Raw genomic sequence first — 10,518 nt, 5'->3', positions numbered from 1 at the left:
GCGCGGATGCGCCGCCCGTCGCGCTCGGCCATCGCGCCGGGCAGCGGGAGGCCGCGATCGCTTGCGGTGCGGGTGAATTCGTGGCGGACACCGATCCGGGTGGGATCGCCGAGTTGATCGCCGCGCGGAAGCCGGACCTGATCGTGTGCGCGGCCGGGCAGCGCGGCCGCCGCGCACCGGTCCTGGTGGACCGCACCGGGATCGAGGCGCTCGCCGCGGGCGCGGTCATCGTCGATCTCACCGCCAAGGCCGGGGGGAACTGTGTCGCGACCGTCGCGAACACGACGGTGAGGCTGGACAACGGTGTCGTGGTGACGCATCGGTCGAACTATCCGGCGGCCCGGCCGCGAACGGCCAGCCGGGCCTACGGCGCGGCGACCGCCGCGGTGATCGAGCGGTGGGGCCCGGGTTCACATTCGGGGGAACTCCTGCCCGAAAACTGATAGCTGTAGATTCGCTGAATTTTCGGTCCTGGATGGTTCGATAGGAGCCATGGATTCGCGTCAGGACCTGCGTAGCACTGTCGACGGCCTCATGCCCGAGCTGAAAGAACTGCTCGGGCAGCTGGTTGCCATCCCATCGATCGCGTTCCCCGACTATCCGAAGGAGAACGTGCGGCGCGCGCACGATCTCGTAGCGGATGAGTTGCGGAAATCCGGTGTCGCGGATCTGCAGGTGCTGAACCTGCCCGATACCTCGCCGGTCGTCTACGGGCGCATCCCCGCCCCGCCCGGCGCGCCCACCGTGCTGCTGTACGGGCACTACGACGTGCAGCCCTCGGGCGATGAAAGCCTGTGGAAGACCCCGCCGTTCACGCCCACCGAGCAGGACGGGGCCGTCTACGGGCGTGGCGCCGCGGACTGCAAGGCGAACGTGGTGGCCCATATCGGCGCGCTGCGGGCGTTCGGCGGTAAGCCGCCGGTGGGCGTGATCGTCGTGATCGAGGGCCAGGAGGAGTACGGCTCGGTCTTCGACGACTATCCCGCCGAGAAACCCGAACTGTTCCAGGCGGACGCGCTGCTGATCTGCGACGCGGGCAATATCCGCGCCGGCACGCCCACGCTGGTGACCGCGCTGCGCGGCGTGGCGGATGTGTTCGTCGAGGTGCGAACACTGGCCGCGCCGGTGCACTCGGGCCAGTTCGGCGGGGCCGCACCGGATGCGCTGCTGGCGCTCATGGCCGCACTCGCGACACTGCACGACGCCGACGGCAATGTCGCGGTGCCGGGTCTGCGACGTGACACTTGGACCGGCGCGAACTACACGGACGCGGAATTCGCCGAAATCACCGGCATGGCACCGGGAATGCCGCTGCTCGGCACCGGCCCGATCGGCGAGCGGATCTGGTACGGCCCGGCGATCACCGTGATCGGCCTCGACGCTCCGCCGGTGAAAACCGCCGCGTCGGCGGTGGTTCCGTATGCGAAGGCGTATCTGAACGTGCGCGTGCATCCGGAGCAGGACCCGGCCGAGGGACAGCGCGCGGTCATCGAACACCTGCGCAAGGTCACGCCGTTCGGTATCGAGCTCACCGTCACCGGTGGGGACGTCGGCTCCGGATTCGCCGCCGGGACAACCGGTCCCGCGTACGCCGCCATGCGCGAGGCCATGGCCAGGGCGTGGGGGACCGAGGCCGTCGACTCGGCCATGGGCGGGTCGATTCCGCTCACCAATTCCATGGCCGCCGCCAATCCGGCGGCCGAGGTCCTCATGCTCGGCGTCGAGGATTCCAGCTGCAATATGCACGGGTTCAACGAGCGAGTCCTGCTGAGCGAGTTGACCGGTGTGGCCCTGGCCGAAGCCGAGTTCTTCCAACTCTTCGCGGACAGGATGGTCAAGTGAGCCACGCTCCGACAGCCGACGCGACGCCGTCGGGAGACCGGACCGGGCAGGATCCGAAGGGTCCCGCCAAGCACAAGAAGAAGCGGGGCTTCCCCTCCACCTACACGATCCTGGCGGGGGTCACCGTCGCGGTGTGGCTGGCGGCCTTCGTGATTCCGCCGGGCGTCTACGAGACCGATGCCAAGGGCCAGCCGATCGCGGGGTCCTATCACCGCATCGAGGACGTCAAGAGTTTCGGCGCGCGACTGCGCGATCTGTTCCTCGCGCCGATCAACGGCCTGTACGGCATCCAGGATCCCAAGACCGGGCAAGTCGCGCCCGATATGACGGGCGATCTGTACGGCGCCGCGGCGGTGTTCCTGTTCGTGCTGGCCGTGGGCGCCTTCATCACCGTCGCCTTCGCCACCGGCGCGCTGGACAGCGGAATCGGTTCGCTCGCCTACAAACTGCGCAAGCGCTCGTTCCTGATGATCGTCGGGATCATGGTGGTGTTCGCGGTCGCGGGCACGGTGGAGGGGTTCGCGGAGGAGACCCTGGGCTTCTACGCGCTGCTGGTGCCTTTGACCCTGGCCCTGGGCTACGACCGCATGACCGCGGTCGGCGCGATCATCGCGGGCGCGGGTGTGGGCGTGATGTGTTCCACCACGAATCCGTTCGCCACCGGCACCGCGTCCTCCGCCGCCGGTATCGCCATCGGCGACGGCATCGTGCTGCGCCTGGCCATGCTGGTGGTGCTGACGACCGCCACCGTGGGCTACGTGCTCTGGTACGCGCGCCGCGTGAAGGCCGACCCGAGCAAGTCCTGGTCGGGGTGGCAGCCGGGCGATCAGGACGTGAAAGCCGAAGAGCACGAACCGGATCCGATGACGCGCCGGCAGGTCGCGGTGCTGTGGCTGGTCATGGTGACCTTCGCGTTCATGATCTTCGCGATCATCCCGTGGGGCACGGTCATCAAGGGTCCGGACGCGAAGCCCTTCGCCTGGGAACTGGGCTGGTACTTCCCGGAACTCACCGCTCTGTTCCTGGTCGGCGCGGTGGTGGTCGGCCTGGTCGGCGGGCTCGGGGAGAGCCGGATGTCCGAGGGAATCGGCAAGGGCTTCAGCGATTTCGTGGGCGCGGGCCTGGTGATCGTGCTGGCGCGCGGCGTCACCGTCATCATGAACAACACCCAGATCACCAGCACGGTGCTGCACGCGCTCGAGGGCGTGGTGTCGGGGACCTCGTCGGCGGTCTTCGCGGTGGCGGTGTTCCTGGTGAACATCCCGCTGGCGTTCCTGATCCCGTCCACCTCCGGGCATGCCACGCTCGCCATGCCGATCATGGCTCCGCTGGCGGATTTCGCGAATGTGCCGCGCTCGCTGGTGGTCACGGCGTGGCAGTCGGCCTCGGGCTGGGCGAATCTGGTCACCCCGACCACGGCGGTGGTCACCGGCGGCATCGCGCTGGCCAAGGTGCGCTACGACCGGTACGTGAAGTTCATCGTGCCGCTCATGGTGATTCTGTTCGTGCTGACCTGTGCGTTCCTGGCCGTCGCGGCCTGGATCGGCTGAGTCCCGGGGTAGCTCAGGACAATCGTACGAGGGCGGTGGCCCGGCCGAAGATCTTGTGTCCTTCGTGCCGGGCGGTGAGGGCCACGGTCGCGGTGCCGTCGGCCGGATCGACCGATGTGATCCGGCCCGTGAACTCGATCTCGGCGGGACGCTCGGCGGTCAGTACGACCGGGCGGGTCATGCGCACGCTGTACTGCCTCAGCGCTCCGGGATCACCGAGCCACGAGGTGACGAAGCCCGCCCCGTACGCCATGGTCAGCACGCCGTGCGCGATGACGCCGCGTCCCAGGCCGAACATCGCGGCCGCGCCCGCGTGCCAGTGGATCGGGTTCGGATCGTCCGCGACGCCGGCGTAGTGCACCAGATCCCCGAGCGTGGAAATCACTGTGCGGGAAGGCAGTTCGTCATCGACGGCTACCGAGGACAGTGGCCGGGAACGGACGTTGCGCGGTGCGGGATAGGCGGGCTCCCAGTCCTCGAGCTCTCGCAGCCGCACCTCGGAATCGGCGAACTCCCGCACGATCCCCCGCAGTAGTTCGGCCGCCCCGGCCTCGGCCACCGTCGGTTCCGAGCGGGCGATCAGGCTGGTGTGCGAGGTGACCACGGCCTCGCCGTGCTGATCGGTGATCAGGTTCTCGATCACCATCAGATCGCCGCCGAAGGCTCGGCGGAACGAGCGCAGCGACAGGTTGCAGGTGAGCCGGTCGCCCACCACGATCGGGCGGTGGAACCGCAGCACCTGATCGGTGTGCACGGTGGCGGTCAGGTCGTAGCCGGTGAGAATGCCGCTCAGGGCCCGCCGTGCGACCCCGCCCAGCAGGCAGCTGAAGGTCGGTGACGCGGCCAGGCCCGGATAGCCGAAATCGGTGGCCGCCTTGTCGTCCCGGTGCACCGGATGCGAATCCTGGACCGCGCCCGCGTATTCGCGGACCTTCTCCCGGCCGACCTCGTAGTAGTCCTCCAGCCGGTACCGGCGGCCGAGGACCGAGTGGGCGTGGGCCACGGGATCGAAGTCCGTGAGGGTTCGCATACCGGGTGTATCGCCCGCCATGCCCGATCCGCATCGTTCGATAGCGGCTTGTTATGAGTTAGCGGTCAGCGCGTCCCGGCACCGGGTCCGATGCGTGATCGTATCGATGCTCGGATCGATCGGCGGGCGCGATTTCAGGCCGTCGGTGCGACGGACGCGGTCGTCTGCGTCACCGGATCGATGCCCGGGGGGATGTACGGTTTTGGACGCAGGTCGTCACTCGACGGGCGCCGCCCGACATCCGACAGCGAAGGAACACTCCGCGATGCGTCTTCGTGCTCGCAGTCTCGCCATGGTCGTTCTCGCCGCCACCGCCGCACTCACCCAGGGAGCCGGCAGCGCCGCCGCCCGGCCGGAACCGCCCGCGCGCGTCGCCGGGCTCGGCCCCGACTTCCTGTGGGGTGTCGCGGCTTCGGGCTTCCAGTCCGAAGGCCATGCGCCGGACAGCAACTGGAGCCGATACGCCGCCTCCGGGAAAACCCGTGACGCCTATCGGGATTCGGTGGACTTCTACTCCCGCTACGTCTCGGACATCCAGTTGGCGAAGCGACTGGGCGTGAAGGTCTACCGCATCGGCATCGAATGGGCGCGGATCCAGCCCGCGCCCGGAGTCTGGGACGAGGCCGGGCTGCGCTTCTACGACCAGGTCATCGGCGCGATCACCGCCGCGGGCATGCGGCCGATGCTGACCATCGACCACTGGGTCTACCCCGGCTGGGAGGCGGACCGGGGCGGCTGGAACAACCCGGAGATGGTGCAGGACTGGCTGGCAAATGCCCGCACCGTGGTGGACCGGTTCGCGAGCGCGGATCCGCTGTGGGTCACCTTCAACGAGCCGCTGTTCTACATCGCCAACGAGATGCGCACCGGGAATCTGCCGGTGGCCTCCGCGCCGGTCATGCACGATCGGATCGCGCAGGCGCACAACGACATCTACGACTACATCCATCGGGTGCAGCCGGGCGCGATGGTGACCAGCAATGTCGCCTATGTACCCGCCGGGGACGACCTCGCGAACAAGCCGCTGCTGGACAAGATGGCGGGCAGGCTCGATTACATCGGCATCGACTACTACTACGGCATGTCCGCCGATCAGCCGGGCGCGTTCCTCAGCGAGGACACGTGGAACAACCCGCTGCAGGCGGAGGGCATCTACTATGCGCTGCAGCACTATTCGCGGAACTACCCCGGCGTGCCGCTGTACATCGTCGAGAACGGCATGCCCACCGAGAACGGCAGGCCGCGCCCGGACGGCTACACCCGCGCCGATGATCTGCGAGACACGGTCTACTGGATCCAGCGCGCGAAGGCCGACGGCATGAACGTGATGGGCTACAACTACTGGAGCCTCACCGACAACTACGAGTGGGGTTCCTACACACCGCGATTCGGGCTCTACACCGTCGACGTGCTGACCGATCCCGCGCTCACCCGGCGGCCGACCGACGCGGTCCCGGCGTACACCGACATCACCCGCGCGGGCGGCGTTCCCGCGGACTACCGGCCGACCCGCGAACCCAAGCTGTGCTCACTGATCGACGCCCCGGCCAGCTGCGCGGATCCGGTGACTGTTCCGCGCTGACGTGCCGTCTGTGAGTCGGGGTTCGGAGCTGGTCGGTGCGTCGGCCGGTTGGTCGGAACTGCTGGCGGTTCGCGCGGACCTCTCACCTACCGCGAGAGCCGGTCGCATGCGTGCGACCGGCTCTCGTGTTTCCCGAGTACAGCGATCAGCGCAGCGCCGGGATGACCTCGCGCTCGAACAGCTCGACGCCGGAGGTGTCGTACGCCGTCTCCGGGAAGTTGTGGATGGCGTAGGACAGGCCCAGATCGCGGACCCGGCTCAGGTTTTCGACGATCTGCTCCGGTGTGCCGACGGCGGGTGAACTCCGGAAGAGATCCTTCACGTGCTGCGCGGCGTGCTCGGCTCCCAGATGCGGGGTCAGGCGCGACTCCAGCGCCGCGAGCCGATCCTGGACCTCGGCCTCGGTCGAGCCGACGACGGTATTGAAGTTGGAGCTGCGGGTGATGGCGTCGAAATCGGTGCCGACCGTGGCGCAGTGACCGCGCAGCAGCTCGGACTTGCGGGCGAACTCGTCGGGTTCACCCGAGAAGTTGGTGTACTGCGCGTACTTCGCCGCGATCTTGAGGGTGACCTTTTCCCCGCCGCCCGCGATCCAGAGCGGAATGCCGCCCTCCTGCAACGGAAGTGGGCGCACGATGGCCTCGTCGACCTGGTAGTGCTTGCCGTTCAGGGTGGCCTTGCCGGTGGTCCAGGCCTGCTTGAAGATCTGCACGCCCTCGTCGAGGCGCGCCAGGCGCTCGCCCGCGGGCGGGAATCCGTAGCCGTAGGCGCGCCATTCGTGCTCGTACCATCCCGCGCCGATACCCATTTCGAGGCGGCCGCCGGAGATCAGGTCGACGGTGGCCGCGACCTTGGCCAGGTACGCGGGATTGCGGTAGCTGATGGCGGTGCACATCTGGCCCAGTCGCACCCGCGAGGTGCTCGCCGCGAACGCCGACATCAGCGACCATGCCTCGTGGGTGGCCTCCTCGGTCGGCACCGGCACGGTGTGGAAGTGGTCGTACACCCAGATCGACTCCCACGCGTCGCCGGCGTCGGCGCGCTGCGCGAGGTCCCGCATCACGCCCCACTGCGCCGCCGGATCGATGTCGACCAGGTCGAGTCGCCAGCCCTGCGGGATGAAGATGCCGAAACGCACGAGTGTTCTCCTCCGTCTGTGGATGTGACGGCCGCGGGTGATCCGCCGCGCCGCGGCTCCACTGTTCCCGCTCGCCCGAGGGTCGGCAACCATTGCGCGCCGGGCGCGCCTAACCCTGGCTCGTGGCCGGGCGAGCCCGGCCCCGTTGTGCGCGCCGCGGGCCGCGGTGCGGGTCACACGGTGCCTCCGACCTCGATAGTGGTCATGCGGAGTAGTTCGCACTATCGTTGACCTGTGGGCTTTACAGACGTATTGTCCCGAGCGCCCCGGCAGCCGAAGAAAGCGAACAACGATGTCCGAACTTTTCCCTGACTACCGCCCGACCTGGGAAACCGACGAGCACCGCGAACTGCGCAAGCACGCCGCCGAGTTATTCCGCAAGGAGATCGCCCCCAACCGTGAGCGCTGGAGCAAGCAGCACATGGTGGATCGCGAATTCTGGAACAAGGCCGGCGACGCCGGCCTGCTCGGCCTGGACCTGCCCGAGGAGTTCGGCGGGGCGGCCGGGGACTACGGCATGCAGGCGATCGTGCAGGAGGAGCTGGTCTACGCGCACGACAACGGCTTCGGCTTCTCCGTGCACTCGCCGATCGTGTCGCACTACATCTACAAGTACGGCAACGAGGAGCAGCGCCGGCGCTGGCTCCCGGGCATCATCAGCGGTGAGAAGGTCCTGGCCATCGCGATGACCGAACCCGGCACCGGATCGGATCTGCAGGCGGTGCGCACCACCGCGATCCGCGAGGGCGATCACTACGTGATCAACGGGTCCAAGACCTTCATCTCCAATGCCACCCACTGCGATCTGCTGGTCATCGTCGCCAAGACCGATCCGAGTCAGGGCGCGGCGGGCGTCTCGCTGATCGTGGCCGAGACCGAGAACCTGCCCGGCTTCGAGCGCGGCCGGGTGCTGGAGAAGATGGGCCAGCACGCGCAGGACACCCGCGAGCTCTTCTTCACCGATATGCGCGTCCCGGTCACCAATTTGCTCGGCGAGCAGGAGGGTCTGGGCTTCTATCAGCTCATGGAGCAGCTCGCCCGCGAGCGGCTGATCATCGCGAGCCTGTGTTCCGCCCTCGCCGAGGCCGCGGTGCTCGAGGCGCTGCGCTACTCGCGTGAGCGTGAGGCGTTCGGCCGCCCGATCGGCAAGTTCCAGCACAACGCCTTCACCCTCGCCGAATGCAAGACCGAGGCGCTGGCCATCAAGACGCTGGTCGATTTCGCCATCGGGCAGTACATCGACGGCAAGAACGATCCCGCGACCGCCTCGATGGCCAAGCTGTTCGCCGCCGAGACCGCGGACAAGGTCGTCGATCGCTGCCTGCAGCTTTTCGGCGGCTACGGCTACATGATGGAGTACCCGATCGCGAACATGTACACGGGTTCGCGGGTGAACCGGATCTACGGTGGCACCAGCGAAATCATGAAGGAGATCATCTCCCGCTCGCTGTGAGGTCGTGACCGAACAGCTCCGGAGAGATCAGCCGCGGCGGTTGCGGGCGAGGAGTGTCAGGCAGCCCGCCGCGGCGAACGCCAGCGCGATGAACATGGCCGGATAGCCGATTCCGGTGCCGCCGTGCAGCATTGCCATCACCGCGGGCACGCCGAATCCGAGATAACTCACCGCGTAGTAAACGGCGTTGAGTCCCGCCAGATCCCGCGGCTGCGCCATCCGCTCGATCTCGAGCAGCCCCGCCACCATGCCGATACCGAAGCCGAGGCCGAGCGCGACGGCGGTGGCGATGGTCAGCCAGAGTGTCAGGGTGGCCGAAGCCGCTGCGGCCAAGGCCATTCCGCCGATCACGAGGGACAGCGCCAGGGCCGGGAGGCGGATGCCGCCCGGCTTGTCGATCCGGCGCGCCACGGACTGGATGGCGAACCCGCAGCCCAGCGTGATCACCGTGATCAGCGCCGAGAACGCGATGGGCGCACCCTGCACCTTGGGCATCATCAGTGTCGGCATGACGGCGTAGGCCACCGCCGAGCAGGTGAACAGCCAGATCGCCAGTGGCAGCACGACGAACCGGAAGCGGTGCAGCCCGGCCGCCGGAACCTTGAGGTCGTCCCGGAGCCGGGCCGGATTCGGTTGGGGGGCAGTCGTTTCCGGCACCCGGAACAGCAGTGCGGCAGCTCCGGCGCACAGTGCGACGTTGATCAGGTAGGGCAGCGAGTCCGGCCACGGGCCCCATTGGGCCAGCACGCCGGCCACGCCCGCGCCGACGCCGAATCCGCTCGTCAGGCTCATGGCCGAACGGCGAGCGCCCGCGCCCGAAGCGCTTTCGGCGGCGAAGGGCGGCTGTGAGAGCTCCTTGAGCCAACTGCTCCCGACCGCCATGGCCAGTCCCAGTGCGACGCCGCACAGCACTCGGCCGGCGGACAGCATGGGAACGGACTCGGATCCGAAGGCCAGCAGCAGTGATCCGGCGGCCGCGATCAACGGTGCGGGCCGCATGAGCGGGCGGCGGCCGTAGCGATCCGAGAGCGGCCCGCCGATCAGCAGCGCGGGCACGATGCCGAGCACGTACTCGAAAAGCAGGAGATCCACGGTGGTGACGGGCAGCCCGTCGCGCTTGTACATCACCAGCAGCGGCGTGAATTCGTTTCCGCCCCAGGCGATCGCGAAGATGGCGGCCGAGACGCTCAGCCACGCCCGGGTGCTGCGGGCGCCGATCGCGGGGGAGGCGGGGGACAGGACGGTGGACATCACAGCCCTCTCAGGCGCACGCCGTGCACGGTCATCAGGTGCCGGGCCAGCGCGGTCGCGAACCCCTCGGTGTCTCCGGCCTCGATCAGATCCGCGATTCCGGTGTGCTGCTCGATGATTCGATCGGTGTGGATCTCCCCGCGATGCAGCGCAACGGTGTTCATCCGTCGCTGCCGTTCGCGGAGGGAGTCGTAGAAGCCGGTCAGCAGCGGATTGTCGGCGGCCACCACGTACTCGCGGTGGAAATCGGCGTCCACCACGGCGAATTCGTCGAGATCGCCCGCCGCGGCCAGGGCTCGCTGCCGGTCGATGGATTCGCGCAGGCGGGGAACGAGCGCGATCCGGTCGCTCTCGGTCAGGGCGCGGACCGCACCCGTCTCCACCACATAGCGCGCATGCGTCACATGCTCGGCCTCGTGCGAGGGCACCGGGACCACCAGCGCGCCGCGCTTGGGATACAGCCGCATCCAGCCCTCGGTCTCGAGCCGCAGGAACGCCTCGCGCACGGGGGTGCGCGAGGTGCCGATCTCGGCGGCGATCTCGTTCTCGCTGATCAGCTCGCCGCCCGGCAGCGCTCCGGTGAGGATGCGCTCCTTGACCTCCCGATAGGCTCGCTCGGCGGCCGAATACGTCTTGGACACGACTTGCATACTAGGCAAGACATCGGATGAT

The 10,518-nt window shown here is 68.2% G+C and carries 8 protein-coding genes and 1 pseudogene; 5 read left to right on the top strand and 4 right to left on the bottom strand.

The window, feature by feature from the left end:
* From NJ1_RS27685 to NJ1_RS27675, 3 genes and pseudogenes are all read left to right on the top strand, one after another.
* Positions 1-443 (top strand): annotated as a pseudogene (locus NJ1_RS27685) (hypothetical protein); the annotation flags it as partial.
* Between the two features lie 49 nt (positions 444-492).
* Positions 493-1,842, top strand: a complete 1,350-nt coding sequence (locus NJ1_RS27680; protein ID WP_067699602.1) for a M20/M25/M40 family metallo-hydrolase — start codon at positions 493-495, stop codon at positions 1,840-1,842.
* On the top strand, positions 1,839-3,392 hold the full coding sequence (locus tag NJ1_RS27675) for a YfcC family protein (RefSeq protein ID WP_067699600.1): 1,554 nt from the start codon (positions 1,839-1,841) through the stop codon (positions 3,390-3,392). The genes NJ1_RS27680 and NJ1_RS27675 overlap by 4 nt, the downstream gene beginning before the upstream one ends.
* A 13-nt stretch (positions 3,393-3,405) precedes the next feature.
* On the opposite strand, the gene NJ1_RS27670 is transcribed toward NJ1_RS27675, so the two are convergent.
* On the bottom strand, positions 3,406-4,422 hold the full coding sequence (locus NJ1_RS27670) for a fused (3R)-hydroxyacyl-ACP dehydratase subunits HadA/HadB (RefSeq protein WP_067699649.1): 1,017 nt from the start codon (positions 4,420-4,422) through the stop codon (positions 3,406-3,408).
* A gap of 265 nt (positions 4,423-4,687) precedes the next feature.
* Between NJ1_RS27670 and NJ1_RS27665 the strand changes: the two genes are divergently transcribed.
* Positions 4,688-6,004 (top strand): family 1 glycosylhydrolase, encoded by a 1,317-nt coding sequence (locus NJ1_RS27665; RefSeq protein ID WP_067699597.1) that lies wholly within the window; start codon positions 4,688-4,690, stop codon positions 6,002-6,004.
* A gap of 145 nt (positions 6,005-6,149) precedes the next feature.
* Here NJ1_RS27665 and NJ1_RS27660 read toward each other — a convergent pair whose 3' ends face one another.
* Positions 6,150-7,142, bottom strand: coding sequence for an LLM class F420-dependent oxidoreductase (locus NJ1_RS27660; RefSeq protein WP_067699587.1), 993 nt, complete (start codon positions 7,140-7,142; stop codon positions 6,150-6,152).
* Positions 7,143-7,434: 292 nt separating this feature from the next.
* Here NJ1_RS27660 and NJ1_RS27655 point away from each other — a divergent pair, with 292 nt between their 5' ends.
* The gene (locus NJ1_RS27655) at positions 7,435-8,595 is read left to right on the top strand and encodes an acyl-CoA dehydrogenase family protein (protein WP_067699585.1); all 1,161 of its coding nucleotides are present in this window, start codon (positions 7,435-7,437) and stop codon (positions 8,593-8,595) included.
* 27 nt (positions 8,596-8,622) lie between these two features.
* Here the strand turns inward: NJ1_RS27655 and NJ1_RS27650 are convergent, their stop codons facing one another.
* On the bottom strand, positions 8,623-9,846 hold the full coding sequence (locus tag NJ1_RS27650; protein ID WP_067699583.1) for an MFS transporter: 1,224 nt from the start codon (positions 9,844-9,846) through the stop codon (positions 8,623-8,625).
* Positions 9,846-10,487 carry a GntR family transcriptional regulator gene (locus NJ1_RS27645; protein ID WP_067699647.1) on the bottom strand — a complete coding sequence of 214 codons (642 nt, stop codon included), beginning with the start codon at positions 10,485-10,487 and terminating at the stop codon, positions 9,846-9,848. The genes NJ1_RS27650 and NJ1_RS27645 overlap by 1 nt, the downstream gene beginning before the upstream one ends.
* Positions 10,488-10,518 lie beyond the last annotated feature (31 nt).

Source organism: Nocardia jejuensis NBRC 103114, assembly GCF_001613145.1.
In the GTDB taxonomy this organism is placed as follows: Bacteria; Actinomycetota; Actinomycetes; order Mycobacteriales; family Mycobacteriaceae; genus Nocardia; species Nocardia jejuensis.
Note: the sequence above shows the minus strand (reverse complement) of the source record. Positions and strands in the feature narration are given on the sequence as shown.